This is a genomic window from Streptomyces sp. SudanB52_2052 (assembly GCF_964272415.1).
Taxonomy (GTDB): domain Bacteria; phylum Actinomycetota; class Actinomycetes; order Streptomycetales; family Streptomycetaceae; genus Streptomyces; species Streptomyces olindensis.
Genome location: NZ_OZ186796.1, coordinates 517,988 through 533,508 on the forward strand (window position 1 = coordinate 517,988; position 15,521 = coordinate 533,508).

At 73.6% G+C, this 15,521-nt stretch carries 15 protein-coding genes; 7 read left to right on the forward strand and 8 right to left on the reverse strand.

The window, feature by feature from the left end:
- Nucleotides 1-142 precede the first annotated feature (142 nt).
- On the forward strand, nucleotides 143-1,000 hold the full coding sequence (locus ACSUPV_RS02435; protein WP_382608723.1) for an AAA family ATPase: 858 nt from the start codon (nucleotides 143-145) through the stop codon (nucleotides 998-1,000).
- Complete coding sequence (locus ACSUPV_RS02440; RefSeq protein WP_359792135.1) at nucleotides 997-2,355, forward strand: vWA domain-containing protein; 1,359 nt, start codon at nucleotides 997-999, stop codon at nucleotides 2,353-2,355. The genes ACSUPV_RS02435 and ACSUPV_RS02440 overlap by 4 nt, the downstream gene beginning before the upstream one ends.
- Before the next feature lie 32 nt (nucleotides 2,356-2,387).
- On the opposite strand, the gene ACSUPV_RS02445 is transcribed toward ACSUPV_RS02440, so the two are convergent.
- The 3 genes from ACSUPV_RS02445 to ACSUPV_RS02455 form a co-directional block, all read right to left on the reverse strand.
- Nucleotides 2,388-2,747 (reverse strand): cupin domain-containing protein, encoded by a 360-nt coding sequence (locus tag ACSUPV_RS02445; RefSeq protein WP_031117700.1) that lies wholly within the window; start codon nucleotides 2,745-2,747, stop codon nucleotides 2,388-2,390.
- A gap of 139 nt (nucleotides 2,748-2,886) precedes the next feature.
- A complete protein-coding gene (locus ACSUPV_RS02450) occupies nucleotides 2,887-3,864 on the reverse strand; it encodes a pyridoxal-phosphate dependent enzyme (protein WP_436946814.1) in 978 nt (325 codons plus the stop codon).
- Nucleotides 3,861-4,559: a helix-turn-helix transcriptional regulator gene (locus ACSUPV_RS02455; RefSeq protein ID WP_436946815.1), complete on the reverse strand. Its 699-nt coding sequence runs from the start codon at nucleotides 4,557-4,559 to the stop codon at nucleotides 3,861-3,863. Before ACSUPV_RS02455 ends, ACSUPV_RS02450 begins: the two co-directional genes overlap by 4 nt.
- Nucleotides 4,560-4,745: 186 nt before the next feature.
- On the opposite strand from ACSUPV_RS02455, the gene ACSUPV_RS02460 reads away from it, so the two are divergent.
- From ACSUPV_RS02460 to ACSUPV_RS02470, 3 genes are read left to right on the forward strand one after another with little or no spacing between them, the layout of a single operon-like run.
- Nucleotides 4,746-5,666 carry a metal ABC transporter solute-binding protein, Zn/Mn family gene (locus ACSUPV_RS02460; RefSeq protein ID WP_436946816.1) on the forward strand — a complete coding sequence of 307 codons (921 nt, stop codon included), beginning with the start codon at nucleotides 4,746-4,748 and terminating at the stop codon, nucleotides 5,664-5,666.
- Complete coding sequence (locus ACSUPV_RS02465; RefSeq protein WP_031117695.1) at nucleotides 5,663-6,511, forward strand: metal ABC transporter ATP-binding protein; 849 nt, start codon at nucleotides 5,663-5,665, stop codon at nucleotides 6,509-6,511. The genes ACSUPV_RS02460 and ACSUPV_RS02465 overlap by 4 nt, the downstream gene beginning before the upstream one ends.
- A complete protein-coding gene (locus tag ACSUPV_RS02470; protein ID WP_031117694.1) occupies nucleotides 6,508-7,389 on the forward strand; it encodes a metal ABC transporter permease in 882 nt (293 codons plus the stop codon). The genes ACSUPV_RS02465 and ACSUPV_RS02470 overlap by 4 nt, the downstream gene beginning before the upstream one ends.
- A 6-nt stretch (nucleotides 7,390-7,395) precedes the next feature.
- On the opposite strand, the gene ACSUPV_RS02475 is transcribed toward ACSUPV_RS02470, so the two are convergent.
- From ACSUPV_RS02475 to ACSUPV_RS02490, 4 genes are read right to left on the reverse strand one after another with little or no spacing between them, the layout of a single operon-like run.
- Nucleotides 7,396-9,093 (reverse strand): amidohydrolase, encoded by a 1,698-nt coding sequence (locus ACSUPV_RS02475; RefSeq protein WP_436946817.1) that lies wholly within the window; start codon nucleotides 9,091-9,093, stop codon nucleotides 7,396-7,398.
- A 36-nt stretch (nucleotides 9,094-9,129) separates the two neighbouring features.
- Nucleotides 9,130-10,113: an ABC transporter permease gene (locus ACSUPV_RS02480; protein WP_037764310.1), complete on the reverse strand. Its 984-nt coding sequence runs from the start codon at nucleotides 10,111-10,113 to the stop codon at nucleotides 9,130-9,132.
- Nucleotides 10,110-11,618 carry a sugar ABC transporter ATP-binding protein gene (locus ACSUPV_RS02485; RefSeq protein WP_037764313.1) on the reverse strand — a complete coding sequence of 503 codons (1,509 nt, stop codon included), beginning with the start codon at nucleotides 11,616-11,618 and terminating at the stop codon, nucleotides 10,110-10,112. Before ACSUPV_RS02485 ends, ACSUPV_RS02480 begins: the two co-directional genes overlap by 4 nt.
- 7 nt (nucleotides 11,619-11,625) lie before the next feature.
- Nucleotides 11,626-12,636, reverse strand: coding sequence for a sugar ABC transporter substrate-binding protein (locus ACSUPV_RS02490; RefSeq protein WP_031117688.1), 1,011 nt, complete (start codon nucleotides 12,634-12,636; stop codon nucleotides 11,626-11,628).
- Nucleotides 12,637-12,847: 211 nt separating this feature from the next.
- Here ACSUPV_RS02490 and ACSUPV_RS02495 point away from each other — a divergent pair, with 211 nt between their 5' ends.
- The gene (locus ACSUPV_RS02495) at nucleotides 12,848-13,870 is read left to right on the forward strand and encodes a response regulator transcription factor (protein ID WP_436946818.1); all 1,023 of its coding nucleotides are present in this window, start codon (nucleotides 12,848-12,850) and stop codon (nucleotides 13,868-13,870) included.
- A 15-nt stretch (nucleotides 13,871-13,885) separates the two neighbouring features.
- Here ACSUPV_RS02495 and ACSUPV_RS02500 read toward each other — a convergent pair whose 3' ends face one another.
- Nucleotides 13,886-14,827 (reverse strand): LLM class flavin-dependent oxidoreductase, encoded by a 942-nt coding sequence (locus tag ACSUPV_RS02500; protein WP_436946819.1) that lies wholly within the window; start codon nucleotides 14,825-14,827, stop codon nucleotides 13,886-13,888.
- A 110-nt stretch (nucleotides 14,828-14,937) separates the two neighbouring features.
- On the opposite strand from ACSUPV_RS02500, the gene ACSUPV_RS02505 reads away from it, so the two are divergent.
- On the forward strand, nucleotides 14,938-15,510 hold the full coding sequence (locus ACSUPV_RS02505; RefSeq protein ID WP_037764930.1) for a MarR family winged helix-turn-helix transcriptional regulator: 573 nt from the start codon (nucleotides 14,938-14,940) through the stop codon (nucleotides 15,508-15,510).
- Nucleotides 15,511-15,521 lie beyond the last annotated feature (11 nt).

The window sequence follows — 15,521 nt, forward strand, 5'->3', positions numbered from 1 at the left end:
ACGGCCCGGCGGGTGCTGCGCACTCCCGCGGTGCGGGCGGTGGCCTCGGCCGCCGGTGCGTGAACCCCGTGACAGCATCGCTGAACAAGCGCTTAGATAGTGCTTCGACCGCCCGCTGTCGCCGCCGACCAGGAGGCCCCCGTTGTTCACATCCGTCGACGACGTCTCCGCACGTCTGGCCGAGACCGGCTACCTCGCCTCGCCCGCCGTCGCCACGACCGTCTTCCTCGCCGACCGCCTCGGCAAGCCGCTCCTGGTGGAGGGCCCGGCCGGTGTCGGCAAGACGGAACTCGCCAAGGCCGTCGCCGAGGTCGCCGGAGCACGGCTCGTCCGCCTCCAGTGCTACGAGGGGGTCGACGAGTCCAGGGCGCTGTACGAGTGGAACCACGCCAAGCAGCTCCTGCGCATCAGCGCGGGCCGCGACGAGACCTGGGACGAGACGCGCACGGACATCTTCAGCGAGGAGTTCCTGCTCACCCGTCCGCTGCTGAGCTCCATCCGGGGCGACGAGGCGAAGGTGCTGCTCATCGACGAGACCGACAAGGCGGACGTCGAGGTGGAGGGCCTGCTGCTGGAGGTGCTCAGCGACTTCCAGGTGACCGTCCCCGAGCTGGGCACCATCACCGCGACGCGCCGCCCCTTCGTCGTCCTCACCTCCAACGCGAGCCGGGAGCTGTCCGAGGCGCTGCGCCGCCGCTGCCTCTTCCTGCACATCGGTTTCCCGGACGAGGAGCTGGAGCGCCGGATCGTCCGGCTGAAGGTGCCGGAGCTGGACGAGGCGCTGGCCCGCTCGGTCGTGCGGGTCGTGGGCGCGCTGCGGGCGATGGACCTGCGCAAGGTGCCGTCGGTCGCCGAGACCGTCGACTGGGCGCGCACGTTGCTCGCGCTCGGCGCGGACATCCTGGACGAGACGGTCGTCCAGGCCACCCTCGGTGTCCTCCTCAAGCACCAGGACGACCTTCTGAAGGCGTCCGCCAAGCTCGACCTGGACGCGCTGTGACCACGCGGGCGGGTGTCGCGGAGCGTCTGACGTCCCTCGTGGGGGCATTGCGGGCGCATGGCGTCCGGATCGGCACCGGCGAGACGGTCGACGCGGCGCGGGCGGTCGAGGAACTCGGCCTCGCCGACCGGGAGCTGTTGCGCGAGGGGCTCGCGGCGACGCTGCTGCACGCACCCGGCCAGCGACAGGTGTTCGACCAGGTCTTCGACCTGTACTTCCCGCGCGGCGTCGGCGGCCCGGAGCAGCGGCCGGCGGGGCGGGAGGACCTGCGGGACCGGCTGGCCGACGCCCTGGCCGCCGACGACCGGGCGCTGCTGGGCCGGCTGGCGATCGAGGCGGTCGACGGTTTCGGCGGCTACGGTTCCGCCCCGGAGTCGGACGGCTGGTCGTCCTACCAGGCGCTGGAGCGGCTGCGCCCGCAGACCCTCATGGCGCGGGTCCGCGACACCGTGCGCGGCCGGGGCGGGAGTCCGGGCTTCACGGACCGGCTGCTGGAGGACGAGATCCGGCGGCGCATCGAGACCTTCCGCGCGCTGGTGGCGGCGGAGGCGCGGCGCCGGGTCGCCGAGCGGCGCGGGCGGGACGAGATCGCCCGGCGGGCGGTGCCCCCGACCGCCGACCGGGTCGACTTCCTGTTCGCCGGGAAGGACCGGCTGGCCGAGCTGCGCAGGACGGTCCAGCCGCTCGCGCGCAAGCTCGCGACCCGGCTCGCGGCCCGCCGCCGTCGCGCCTCCCGCGGCACGATCGACCTGCGGCGGACCCTGCGCGGTTCACTGTCGACGGGCGGCGTGCCGATGAGGCCGGTGCTGCGCCGACGGCGCCCCGCCCGCCCCGAGCTGGTCCTGCTGTGCGATGTGTCGGGCTCGGTCTCCGGTTTCTCGGACTTCACGATGCTGCTGGTGCAGGCGCTGCACGACCAGTTCGCCAGGGTGCGCGTGTTCGCCTTCGTCAATCGGATCGACGAGGTGACCGGGCTGCTGGAGCACGGCACCGCCGACCCGGAGGGCCTGGCCGCCCGCATCCAGGCGGAGGCGGCGGTCACGGGCTACCACGGCAGCAGCGACTACGGCATGGCGCTGGGCGAGTTCGCCGAGCGCCACGCGGACGCGGTGGGTTCACGTACGACGGTGTTCGTCCTCGGCGACGCCCGGACGAACCACGCCGACCCGAACCTGCCGGCCCTGCGGCGGATCGCCGAACGGGCGCGCCGCGTCCACTGGCTGAATCCCGAGCAGCGTTCCCGCTGGGGCACGGGGGACTCCGTCGCGCCCGCCTACGCCGAGCTGGTCGAGATGCACGAGTGCCGCACGGCCCGGCAGCTGAGCGCGCTGGTGGCGCGCCTGCTGCCGGTGTGATCAGGCGGCGGCCCGCTGTGGGCCGGTGGGCATCAGCCCTGCTTCGCGTACTCCCGGGCCGTCTGCCCCTGGAAGTCGTAGACCACGACCTGCTCGTCGCCCACGACCCACGCGTCGTGGCCGGGTGAGCAGACGAACACGTCGCCGGGTCCGACCTCGCTCTCACCGCCGTCGTCCATGCGGATGTGCATCCGGCCCTGGGCCATGTAGCAGTTGTGGTGCATCTGGCAGCTCTCGGTGCCCGCGATCGGGCCCACGGACTCCGTCCAGCGCCAGCCGGGTTCGAAGGTCGCCACGGCGAAGTCGAGATCCGTCATGTGGATGGCCTCGAGGTGGCCGCGGGGGAAATCACGCCGCTCGTCGGGCTTGTCGAGCGTCTTCACTTCCAACATGACGCGCTCCCTTCCGGCCGCGGTGCGCCGCGGCCGGGGCCGGTCTCCCCGGCGGCCCTGGACACCGCCGTCGGCGGTCGGCCCCCTACTCCTCCATGGTCCGCCTGTCCACCGGGGACCGCCATTCGGGGCACCGGTCTCAAGCGCCGCCCCCGCACAGCGCGGTGAAACGGTCGGCGTCGATGTTGCCGCCGGAGAGGATGACGCCGACGCGGCCCGGGAGGCGGCCCGCGCGTCCGGTGAGCAGCGCGGCCAGCGGGGTGGCGCCGCTCGGCTCGAGGACGATCTTCAGCCGCTCGAAGGCGAACCGCATCGCGTCCCGGATCTCGTCGTCGCTGACCAGGACGACGTCGTCGAGGAGCCTGCGGTTCAGGGAGAAGGTCAGCTCTCCGGGGGTGTGCAGGGCCTGGCCGTCGGCGATGGTGTGCGGGACCGGGATGCTGACGCGCCGGCCGGCCCGCAGGGACCGTCTGGTGTCGTCCCCGGCCTCCGGTTCGACGCCGATGACGCGCGTCGAGGGGTGCAGGCCCTTGACGGCCGTGCCGCTGCCGGCGATCAGGCCACCGCCTCCGACGGGTGCGAGCAGTGCGTCCAGCTCCCCCACTTCTTCGACGAGTTCGAGCGCGGAGGTGCCCTGCCCGGCGATGACGTGCGGATGCTCGTAGGGCGGGATGACCGTCAGGCCGCGCTCGGCGGCCAGGGCCTCGGCGAGGGCGACGCGGTCGCCGGTGTAGCGGTCGTACGTGACGATCTCAGCGCCGTAGCCGGCGGTGGCCGTCCGTTTCGACGGCGGGGCGTCCTCCGGCATGACGATCACGGCGGTGGTGCCCAGCTCGCGCGCTGCCAGGGCGACGGCCTGGGCGTGGTTGCCCGAGGAGTAGGCGGCGATGCCCCGGGACAGCTGCTCGGGGGTGAGGCGACTGGCGGCGTTGTAGGCGCCGCGGATCTTGAAGGCGCCCGCGCGCTGGAAGTTCTCGCACTTGAGGTGGATCTCGGCACCGGCGAGCGCGTCGAGGGTGCGGGAGCGCAGGACCGGGGTGCGGTGGGCGACGCCCTCGATGCGGGCTGCGGCGTCCCGGACGTCGTCGAGGGTGACCGGTGGGGTGGTGGTCGTCACGCTGTTCCTCCGGTGGGGGTGTCGTGGGCGGCCCGGGCCCGGGAGAGGTAGTTGTAGGCGGAGGCGCGGGAGATGCCGAGCCGGGCGGCGACCTGTTCGACGGCGCCGCGCACGGCGAAGACACCGCGGGCGTCCAGCCCGCCGAACAGCTCCAGGCGTTCGGCGCGGTCCAGTTCCGCCCAGCTGCCCCGCTGTCTCGACTGGTGGGCGTCGACGAGGGCGTCGACCACGGAGTCGATGTCGTTGCCGAAGGTGGTGGTCGGCGGTTCCGCCGGGGCGACGCCGCCTCCGGCGAGCGCGCCGAGGAGGGTGTGGACCTGACGGACGGCGCCGATGTCCACGTTGACGCAGAGCGCGCCGAACACCGCTCCGGTGGAGTCCCGCAGCACCATCGTGGAGGACTTCAGCAGCGAGCCGTTCCGGGTGCGGGTGACGTAGTTCAGCTCGTCGGTGGCCTCGTCGCCGCGGGCGAGGACGCGCAGGCCGATCTCGCTCATCGCGCCGCCCACCGTCCGGCCGGTCACCGATCCGGCGACGGCGACCACGGACTCCTCCGGGTTCCGGTAGTCGTGCAGCACGACCTCGCAGACCGGCCCGAAGGTCGCGGCAATGCCCTCGACGACCGGCGCGAGCGAGGCGAGGATCGCGTCCCGTTCGGCGTCTCGTTCGGCGCCCCTGGCTTGTTCGGCGGACATGGCGTCTCCCCTTCCCACACACCCACCTTAGATCACGAGTCCAGCACCTGGATAGATAGTCCAGAGAATCTCAATAATTGGTAATGGTTTTCACATGACTTCGACCGAAACCCGCTCTTGACATTCATTGCCATCTAGCGTGACGCCCGTCGTCGCGAAACTCCGCACATCCGCCCTGGAGGAGCCATGCCCCTGTCCACGTCCCGCCGCCTGGCGCTGCTGACCAGCGCCTCACTGGCCCTGCTCGCGGGCTGCGGCAGCTCGTCGGACCCAGCCGACGGCAAGAGCGCTCCGGCCCGGGTGGCCGTGGTCGCCTCCACGAACGTCTACGGCGACATCGTGCGGGACATCGGCGGCGACAGAGTCGACGTCACCTCGATCATCAGCGACCCCGACCAGGACCCGCACTCCTACGAGGCGGACACCCAGAACCAGCTGGCCCTGTCCAAGGCGAAGGTCGTCGTCGAGAACGGCGGCGGCTACGACGACTTCGTCGACCGCATGCGGAAGAGCGGCCACAACGACTCCGCCGAAGTGATCAACGCGGTGCGGGTGTCCGGCAGGACCGCCCCGAAGGGCGGCGAGCTCAACGAGCACGTCTGGTACGACTTCCCCACCGTCGCCAAGGTCGCCGACCGCATAGCCGCCGCCCTCACCAAGGCCGACCCGGACGGCGCCGCCGCCTTCGAGAAGAACGCCGCCGCCTTCAAGGCCAAGCTCACGCCGCTGGAGGCGAAGGAGGCGCGGATCAAGAAGGAGCACGGCGGCGAGGGCGTGGCGATCACCGAGCCCGTGCCGCTGTACATGACCGAGGCGAGCGGACTGATCGACAGGACGCCCGCGGCGTTCAGCGAGGCCGTCGAGGAGGGCGACGACGTCTCCCCCCGGGTTCTCCGGGAGAGCCTGGCCCTGTTCAGCGGCAGGAAGGTCGAGGCGCTCGTCTACAACGAGCAGACCTCCGGACCGCAGACCGAGAAGGCCGAGTCGGCGGCCAAGGCGGCCGGCATCCCCGTGGTGCCCGTGACCGAGACCCTGCCGAAGGGCAAGGACTACCTCGGCTGGATGACCGGCAACGTCGACGCGCTCGCGAGCGCGCTGGCCAAGTGACCGCGCCGCCCCGCCAGGACCGCGCGCCCGTCGTCAGCCTGCGCGCCGCGGCCCTGTCCTACGGCGACCGCGAGGTGTGGAGCGGCCTCGATCTCGACGTCCGGCCCGGGGAGTTCCTGGCCGTGCTGGGGCCGAACGGAGCGGGCAAGACCAGTTTCGTCCGGGCGCTGCTGGGCCGTCAGCCGCTGTCCGCCGGGACGCTGACGGTCCTCGGCCGGCCGGCGCGCGAGTCCGCCCGGCACATCGGTTACGTCCCGCAGCAGGCGGCGCTGTCCGCGCAGGCCCTGCTGCGCGCCCGGGACCTCGTGCGGTTCGGCATCGACGGGCACCGCTTCGGACCGTGGCCACGCGGCGGCGGGGTCCGGCGCCGGGTGGACGAGATCCTGGAGTCGGTCGGGGCCGCGGCGTACGCGGACGTACCGCTCGGGATGCTGTCCGGCGGTGAACGGCAGCGGGTGCGCATCGGGCAGGCCCTGGCGACCGACCCGCGGATCCTGCTCTGCGACGAGCCGCTGCTGTCGCTGGACCTGCACCACCAGCGGGCCGTCACCGAGTTGATCGACGCCCGGCGCCGCTCCCACGGCACGGCGGTGGTGTTCGTGACGCACGAGATCAACCCGGTGCTGGGGCTGGTCGACCGGGTGCTGTACCTGGCCCGTGGCGGCCACCGGACCGGCACCCCGGACGAGGTGCTGACCTCCGAGTCGCTGTCCCGGCTCTACGGCACGCAGGTCGACGTCGTGCGGGTCCGGGGGCGGGTCGTCGTCGCCGGGGCGCCCGACGAGCCGGCCTCGCCACCGCACCACCCCGAGCAGGCCGACGAGACGGACGGAGTGCGCGCATGACACTCGCCGCCGGGATCTGGCACCAGATCTTCGACTTCACCGACTACGGCGAACTCCTCGTCCTGGTCCGCAACTCGCTCGTCGCCGGTGTGGCGCTCGGCCTCGTGGGCGGGCTCGCCGGGGTGTTCGTGCTGATGCGGGACCTGCCGTTCGCGGTGCACGGCATCAGCGAGCTGTCCTTCGCGGGCGCGTCGGCGGCGCTGCTGCTCGGGGCGAACATCGTGGCGGGCTCGATCGCCGGTTCGCTCCTCGCGGCCGGCGCCATCGGTGTGCTGGGGACGCGGGCCCGGGACCGCAACTCGGTGATCGGCATCATCATGCCGTTCGGGCTGGGGCTCGGCGTGCTCTTCCTGGCCCTCTACAAGGGGAGGGCGGCCAACAAGTTCGGGCTGCTCACCGGGCAGATCGTCGCCGTCGACACCCCGCAGATGTCGTGGCTGCTCGGCACGTCCGTCCTGGTGCTGGCCGCCCTGGCCGTCATGTGGCGGCCCCTCGCCTTCGCCAGCACCGACCCGGACGTGGCCGAGGCGCGCGGGGTGCCGGTGCGGGGGCTGTCCTTCGCGTTCATGCTGGTGCTCGGGCTCGCGGTGGCCCTGTCGGTGCAGATCGTCGGCGCGCTGCTGGTGCTCACCCTGGTCGTGACCCCGGCCGCGGCCGCCGCCCGGGTCACCGCCTCGCCGGTGCTGCTGCCCGTGCTGAGCGTGCTGTTCGCCGTGGCCTCGATCGAGGGCGGCATCCTGCTCGCGCTGGGCGGCAGCATCCCCATCAGCCCCTACGTCACGACGATCTCGTTCACGATCTACGCGGTGTGCCGGGTCGCGGGACGGTACCGGACCCGGCGCTGGGGGGCGAGGCGGGCGGTGCCGCGGCCCGCCTGAGGCGCCTCACCGTTCGAAGACGACCTCTCCGTCGAACACCGTGAGGTCGACCCGCACGTCGGTGATCTCGTGCGGGTCGAGGTCGAGCAGCGGACGGTCCAGGACGCAGAGGTCGGCCGCCTTGCCCGCCTCGATCGTGCCCTTCCAGTCGTCGGCGAAGTCCTGCCAGGCGGCGGTGGCCGTGTACGCGCGCAGGGCGTCGGCGAGGGGCACGCACTGCTCGGGGCCGCTGGGCCGGCCGCCGGCCTTGGACTCGCGCAGCATCATGGAGGCCACGCCCTGGCGCCAGTCGGGCTCGGTGACGGGAGCGTCCGAACTGGCGCAGACCCGTACCCCGGCGTCGAGCGCGGAGCGCACCGGCCACTGGTACGCGGAGCGTTCGGGGCCCACGACCTCGTCCATGAGGTCGGAAATCGTCCACTTGATGGCGGGATTCATGTTGACGCCGTAGCCGTGCGCGGCGAGTTCGGCCAGGCTCTCGGGGCCGATGAAGTCGCCGTGGATGACGTAGTGCCGGGCGTCGGGGCGGGGTGCGGCGGTGTTCGCGGCGACGAAGGCGTGCACGACGGTGTCGATGGCCCGGTCGCCGGTGACGTGCACGCCGAGCTGGAAGCCGGCCTCGTGGGCGAGCCGGATCATCTCGCGCAGTTCGTGCACCTGGAGGGCGGGGGTGTCGCCGTGGACGCAAAGGGCGCCGTGGCCGCCGTCCCGGTAGGGCTCGCTCATCCACGCCGTGCGGTTGGGCGGGACGCCGTCGCCGAAGATCTTGACGCCGACGGCCCGCAGCAGCCGGGGATCGGCCGACTCGGGGCGGCGCAGTTCGGCCAGGCCCTTGCGGAGGTCGTCGGCGGAGCCGCCCATGGGGGCGGGCAGGAGCAGGACGCTGACGCGGGCCCGGAGTTCGCCGCCGGCCGCGAGGTCGGCGTAGGCGGTCCAGTTGTCGGTGCTCAGGCCGCCGAAGAGGGTGCCCGCGCCGCCGGGGCCGAGTCCGGGCTCGGTGTAGCTGGTGATGCCGCGGGAGTGCAGTTCGCGGATCACGCCCTGGATGGCCTGGCGGCGCTGGGCGTGGGTCGGGGCGGGCAGCGCGGTCTGGACGAGTCGCCCGGCGGCCTCGCGCAGGATGCCGGTGGGCCGGCCGTCGGGGTCGCGGTCGATGACACCGCCGGGCGGCGGCGTGGTGTCCGCGTCGATGCCGCAGCGGCGCAGTGCCTCGGAGTTGGCCCACACCATGTGGGAGGAGAAGTCGGTCAGGCAGACCGGGTGGTGCGGGGTCACCGCGTCCAGGTCCCGGCGGTGCGGGAAGCGGCCCGGGTCGGCGAGGCACTCCGCGAGGTAGCCGGGGTCCCAGCCCAGGCCGACGATCCACGTGCCGTCCGGCCGTTCCCGTGCCGCCCGTGCCACGGCCGCGGCGATGTCGGCGAGGGAACCGACCGCCGGATACCCGACGTCGACGGCGAACGGCGGCTTCGTCATCCCGTAGGCGGCCCCGTGCAGGTGCGAGTCGTTGATGCCGGGCAGCACGGTCCGGCCGCCCAGCTCGACGATCCGGGTGCCGGGCCCGGCCAGGGCGCGCATCTCCGCGTCGCCGCCGACGGCCAGGATGTCCCGGCCGCGCACGGCCACGCCTTCGGCGACGGTGAAGCCGGTGTCGATGGTGAGGACCTGACCGCCGGTCAGAACGAGGGTGGGAGCGGTGTCGCTCACGGATGACCTCATTTCGGAATTTCGGAAGAGGGTGGGTCAGCGCCCCGTGCGGGGTGCCGCGTAGGCCAGGGCCGCGCCGGCCACCAGCGCGACGCCCTGGGCCATCTGCTGCCAGAACGTCGGCACGTTCAGCAGGGTCAGGCCGTTCTGCAGGCCGCCGAGGAAGAGCACGCCGAGCAGGACGCCCAGGATCGAGCCGGTGCCGCCGGTGAGGGCGACTCCGCCGAGCAGCACCGCGGTGAGCACGGTCAGTTCGAACCCGGCGCCGGAGGTGCCGGCGACGGCGCTGTCCAGCACCGACGCCTTGATGGCCCCGGCCAGGGCCGCGGCCACGCCGGTGGCGACGAACAGTGCGAACGGGGTGCGCCGGATGTGGATGCCGGAGAGGTGGGCGGCCTCGCGGTTGACGCCGATGGCGAAGACGTGCCGTCCGGCGGGGGTGAGCGCCAGGAACAGGGCGCCCGCGACGAGCACGAGTGCCGCGATGACGACCGGTGCCGCGAGCCCGGCGACGCGTGCCCCGCCGATCCAGGCGAACCCGGAGCCGAAGCCGCTCAGCGGCAGCGGGAACAGTTGCTGGGCGAGACCGCGCACGGCGGTCAGCATGCCGAGGGTGACGATGAACGCGGACAGACCGAGGTGGCAGCACAGGAAACCGTTCACCGCGCCGACCACGGCCCCGGCCGCGAGCGCCCCGAGCAGCGCGATGGCGGGCGACTGGTGGTGCTGCCCGGCGAGCCAGCCCGCGACGAGCCCTCCGAGGGCCAGCGTGGAGCCGACCGACAGGTCGAGGTAGCCGCTGATGACCAGCAGGGCCAGCGGCACCGCGACGATGGCGAGGGTGGCGGCGTCGGTGGCGATGCCGCTCAGGTTGGCCGGGTCGAGGAAACTGCCGGTGGTGAGCTGGAAGACCGGCACCATCACGACGAGCACGACGAGGAGCGGGTTGCGGCGTACGGCGGTCAGCCCTCCCGTGGCGATCAGGCGGGGCCGGGTGAGGGCGGGGTCGGCGGTGGTCATGCTGCTCCTTCGGCGGGCAGGGGGTCGTGGACGGCCGACAGCAGGGACTGTTCGGTGAGTTCCGTGCCGGAGAGTTCGCCGACGATCCGTCCCCGGGCGACGATCAGGCAGCGGTCGGCGAGCGCCACGATCTCCTCCGGGTCGCTGGAGGCGAACAGCACGGCGGTGCCCTGTTCTTCGGCGAGCGCCGACACCACCCGGTAGATCTCCTGCCGGGCCCCCACGTCGACGCCCTGGGTCGGCTCGTCCAGCAGCAGCACGTCCACGTGCCGGGCCTCGTTGATCCACCGGCCGAGGACGAGCTTCTGCTGGTTGCCGCCGGAGAACGCGCCCGCCGGCAGCCCGGGCCGGGCCGGTCGCAGCCCGACCGCCGCGGCCAGCGCGCCGAACACCCGCCGCTCGGCGCGCAGCGCGCGTACGCCGTGGCGGGCCAGGGGCCGCAGGGCGGGCAGCAGGGCGTTGTCCTGTGCGGACAGCGACGGGAACAGGCCCTGGGCGCGCCGGTCGGCCGGGACGAGGGCGATCCCGGCGGCGAGCGCGTCGGCCGGGCGGGCCGGGGTGACGGCGCGGTCACCGACCCGGATGGTGCCGGCGGTGGCGCGGCGCCTGCCGTAGAGGGTCTCCAGGACGCGGGTGCGGCCCGAGCCGATGAGCCCGAACAGGCCGACGCGTTCGCCTTCGGCGACGGTGATCCCGAGGGGGCCGAAGCCGGGTCCGCGCAGGCCTTCGACGACCAGCCGGGGTGGGGTGGGAGTGCGCCGCGGCCCGCGTACCGCCTCGGCCGGCCGTCCGGCGATCGCCGCCACCAGGTCCCGGCGCGTCCGTCCCGCGACGGTCGTGCGGTGGGCCACCCGGCCGTCGCGCAGTACGGTCACCGCGTCCGCGAGCCGTTCGACCTCCGCCAGCAGGTGGGTGACGTGGACGATGGCGAGTCCCTGGGCGCGCAGGTCCTCGACGCGTTCCGCGAGGGCGTCGGTCTCCGCACCGGACAGGGCCGCCGTGGGCTCGTCGAGGACCAGGACGGAGGCGCTGCGGCTGAGGGCCTTGGCGATCTCCACCAACTGCCGCTGGCCCGTGGGCAGATCCCCCACCCGGTCGCGTGGGGAGCAGCGGGCCGCGACCCGCTCCAGGAGACCGGCGGCGACCTCCTCCTGGGCGCGGCGGTCGACGCGGCCGTGCCGGGTCCACTCCTGGCCGAGGAAGATGTTCTCCGCCACGGTCAGGGCGTCGACGACGCTGAGCGTCTGGAAGATGATCGCCACGCCGGCCGCGATCGACTCGCGCGGGGTGAGGCGGGTGTAGGTCGTCCCGCCGATCTCGATGGTGCCCGCGTCGGGCGGGAAGGCGCCGCCGAGGCACTTGATGAGCGTGGACTTGCCGGCGCCGTTGTGGCCGAGCAGGGCGTGCACCTGGCCGGCGGGCACGGTGAGGTCCACGCCGTCCAGGGCCCTGACCCCGCCGAAGGACTTCGTCAGGCCGCTGACGCGGAGGTTCGTGGTCGTCATGGGGCACCTAGGCGTTCTGGGCGAGCAGGGCGTCGATGCGGGCGGTGTCGGCGTGCCGGACGAGCGTGATCGGCACCTCGGCGCTCGGATCGGCCTCGCCGGCGGCGACCGCGCGCGGCACGTCGACGATCGCCGCGGCGATGTCCTTCGGGGCGAGGGCGGCGGAGGCCCGGTAGAAGGTGCCCTGCTTGACCGCGAGGAGGGAGGGCGCGGAGCCGTCCTGGCCGCCGACGAAGGTCTTCGCGTCGTCCTTCGCGCGGCCCGCCTGCTGGAGGGCCTTGAATCCGCCGTAGGCGGCGGCGTCGGTGACGCCGAGGACGAGGTTCAGGTCGGGGTGCTTGGCGAGGATCGCCCTGGTCTTCGACAGACCGGTGTCCGGGTCGATGGCCTGCTCCCGCGCCACCACGTCGACGCCGGGTGCCGCCTCGGTGAAGGCGTCGATCATGCCCTTGGTGCGTTCGCGGCCCAGTTCGATGGTGTTGTCGGTGAGGAAGGCGATCTTGCCCTTGCCGCCCAGGTGCTCCTGGGCCCACTGCGCCGCCGCCTCGCCGAGCAGGGTGCCGCCCTCGCGGAAGCTGAACCGGATGTCGGCGCTCTGGTGCTGGAGGGAGCCGCCGTAGGTCACCCAGATCAGTCCGGCGTCCAGGGCGGCCTTGGCGAGGGGCTCGGCGGCCTCGAAGACCATCGGGAACGACACGATCGCGGGGACCTTGCGCGCGATCCAGGTGGTGAGGTTGCTGGCCTGGGTGTCCGCGCTGGCGTTGTCGCTCGTCGTCAGCAGCGGGATGCCGTGCCGCTTCGCGCGGGCGGCGGAGAGTTTGACCAGGGTCGAGTAGAGCGGGAGCTGGGTGAAGGGGTAGTCGAGGCCGATCTTCGTCAGGCGGGTGCCGCCGGAGGGGGCCGGCCCGGCCGAGGCGGCCGTGTCCGGCGGGGCCGAGCATCCGGCGGCCGCCAGGGCGGTGGCGGCGGAGAGGGTGAGGAAGTGTCTGCGCGAGGCGGGGTACGGGGGTGGGGTCATGGCGGGCACTCCGAGGGGTGGGCCCGGCTTGAGCGGGCGTCCGGCTGTGCCGAACAGGAAAGACCCGCCGGGCCCGCCGCACCATCCGTACAAATACCGACCGCGCACGGCGCCCGGCCCGCTCGCGCGGCGTCGCCGGACCCCTTGTGGGGGCTCGACCGGAGCCCTATCGTTAGGCCCCAAACGACAGGAGCCCGTCCGGAGGCTCGCCATGCCCAGGCACGACCAGATCGCGGCAGCCGCCCGCATCGGCATGCTCACCCGCGAGCGCGACACCGCCGAGGCCTCCGCGCAGGCCCTGCGCGAACTCGCCCGCGCCCTGCCGCTGGACGCGGCGACCCTGCTCACGATCGACCCGCTGACCGGCTCCCACGTCCAGGTCGCCGGAATCGGCTACACCGCCGCGGCCTCGCAGGCCCTGGCCGGGGAGTTCATCGCCACGCCGTGGTACCGCAACGTCGTGCGGCGGGAGCTGCCGCCGTCCATCTCGGAGGACGCCGAGGACGCCGGGCCGCGCTTCCGGCACGGCTGGTTCTACGCGGAGCGGGTCCGCCCGGCCGGTTTCCGCGACGGCGTCACGGGGGCGCTGCGGCACCGCGGCCGGCTGGTGGGCCTGGTGCACCTCTCCACGGAAGGCGCGGACGCGTACGACACCGACGCCCGCCGGCTGCTCGCCTCCGTGAGTCCCGCCCTGGCCGCGCTCGCCGACCCGCTGGCGCACGCCGGGGATCTGCACGGCCTGGCGGAGGCGGACGCGGCGAGCCTGGTCACCGGCGACGGCACGGTGCTCGACCTGCCCGACCGGGACCGGCCGCGGGTGCTGCGGGAGGACGGCGGGTTCCCCGCGCTGCTGCGCGCCTTCACGGGCACCGGCGGTCGGCGGCTGCGGCTGCTGTGGCCGGCCGGCGGTGACTGGCGGCGGGTCGTGCTGCACCGGCATCCGGCGGGGCCCGGCCTCGGGGCGGAGGCGGTGCTGGTGCACGAGACGCCCACGGAACTGCCGTACGGGCTGAGCCCCCGGGAGCTGGAGGTGCTCACGCGGGCGGCCACGGGGCAGACCAACCAGGCCATCGCGCAGGCGCTGTTCCTGTCCCCGCGGACGGTGCACAGTCATGTCGAGCATCTGCTGCGCAAGACCGGGTGCGTGTCCCGCGCCCAGGCCACGGCGCTCGCGGTCCGGGACGGGCTGCTGCGGCCGGACCCGGATCACCTCGCGCGGTTCGTGGAGGGGTGATCCGGGCCCGGGCGGTCAGGAGGTCAGCGCCGCGACGCGCCGCATGACGTCGCGGCAGAACGCCCCGACGCCGTCGGGGTCGTCGATGAACTGGTTCGGCTTGACGCAGAAGGTCGTGAAGCCCTGTTCCAGCTGCTCGGGGAGCACCGCGAGCGCCGCGCCCAGGTCCGCCGGTGAGCGGTCGTCGGGGAAGACGGCGCGGGTGCCGCCGATCATCTCCAGGTCGCCGATGTCCCGCCCGGCCGCCGTCATCGCCTCCTCGAGGGCCTGGAGATCCTCGGGCGTGGGGCGGCCGAGCGGGTGGAAGCCGTGGCCGTACCGCACGAGGCGGCGCAGGACGGGGCCGTGCAGGCGCTGCCCGCCGAACCAGAGCCGGGGTCCGTCCGGACGGTGGGCCTTGGGCTCGAAGTGGACGTCCCGGAAGGGGTATTGGGGTCCGTCGTGGGAGATCGGGGAAGGCCCCCAGGCCTTCGCCCAGACCTCCAGGTGCTCGTCGAGGAGCCGCCCCCGCCGGTCGAAGGGCACGCCGAGGGCGTCGTACTCGTCCTTGCTCCAGCTGACGGTGGGCTGTACGACGAGACGCCCCTCGCTGATCAGGTCAAGGGTGCCGAGCTCGCGGGCGAGCAGCAGGGGGTGGCGCAGCGGCGCGAGGACGGCGGCGGCCGCCAGGCGGAGCCGGGAGGTGACGGAGGCGATGGCGGCGAGCAGCAGCAGGGAGTTCGGCCAGGGGGTGTCCGGGTCCTGGTTGCCCGGGAGGGCGTAGTCACGGGGGTTGCCCATGACGCCGGCGGCGGACGCGTCGGGGCCGAGGACGATGTGCTCGCTGACCATGACCGAGTCGAAGCCGGCGTCCTCGGCCTCGCGGGCCCAGCGGACGGCGGCGGGCAGGTCGGCCCGGCCACCGGTGAGGGTCCAGTTCTCGCTGAGGACGAGGAGCATGCGGGGCTGTATCGGCATGTGGGGTTTCCCTTGGGAGTTCGTACAATTTGAGCCCGAACGACTGGACGGCGAGGATGAGCCGCCGCCGCCCGGGCGTGACGCGTCACGACCAGACGAAGGAGCCGCCCGTGCCGGGCCACCGATCGATCACCGAAGCCGAGAAGCTCGCCGCGGCGAAGCTCGGCGGCATTCCGATCCGCCGGGAGCAGATGGCGGCGGTGGCGAACATCTACCGGGCCGCGTCCGCCGTGCGGCAGCACCTGGAGAACTCCGTGCTGCGCGGCTCGGACCTGACGTGGACGGCCTTCGTGGTGCTGTGGGTGGTCTGGGTGTGGGGCGAGTCGGAGACCCGGCACGTGGCGGAGGAGGCGGGGATCTCCAAGGGCACGCTCACGGGCGTGGCCCGCACGCTGGAGTCGCGGGGGCTGCTGCGGCGGGCGGACCATCCGAGCGACGGGCGGCTGGTGCTGCTGAGCCTCACCGACGAGGGCGAGGAGTTCATGCGGCGGGTGTTCCCGGCCTTCAACGAGGAGGAGGCCTTCGTCACCGCCGGGCTCAGTGACACGGAGTGCCGCAGCCTCGCGGAGGGGCTGCGCAGCGTGGTGCTCCAGGTGGAGGAGCACGGCGAGGAGCGGCGGCAGGCCCTGCTGGGCGGTGCCGAGCCCGCCCCCCGGCGCAGCGGCCGGCGGCCCCGCGCCTGACGCACACCGCC

Coding starts and splice junctions, on each gene's coding strand:
- ACSUPV_RS02455 (WP_436946815.1), bottom strand. CDS start 4,559: ATGTCCGCCGAACAAGCCAGGGGCGCCGAACGAGACGCCGAACGGGAC.
- ACSUPV_RS02460 (WP_436946816.1), top strand. CDS start 4,746: ATGCCCCTGTCCACGTCCCGCCGCCTGGCGCTGCTGACCAGCGCCTCA.
- ACSUPV_RS02500 (WP_436946819.1), bottom strand. CDS start 14,827: ATGCCGATACAGCCCCGCATGCTCCTCGTCCTCAGCGAGAACTGGACC.
- ACSUPV_RS02490 (WP_031117688.1), bottom strand. CDS start 12,636: ATGACCCCACCCCCGTACCCCGCCTCGCGCAGACACTTCCTCACCCTC.
- ACSUPV_RS02485 (WP_037764313.1), bottom strand. CDS start 11,618: ATGACGACCACGAACCTCCGCGTCAGCGGCCTGACGAAGTCCTTCGGC.
- ACSUPV_RS02470 (WP_031117694.1), top strand. CDS start 6,508: ATGACACTCGCCGCCGGGATCTGGCACCAGATCTTCGACTTCACCGAC.
- ACSUPV_RS02495 (WP_436946818.1), top strand. CDS start 12,848: ATGCCCAGGCACGACCAGATCGCGGCAGCCGCCCGCATCGGCATGCTC.
- ACSUPV_RS02480 (WP_037764310.1), bottom strand. CDS start 10,113: ATGACCACCGCCGACCCCGCCCTCACCCGGCCCCGCCTGATCGCCACG.
- ACSUPV_RS02445 (WP_031117700.1), bottom strand. CDS start 2,747: ATGTTGGAAGTGAAGACGCTCGACAAGCCCGACGAGCGGCGTGATTTC.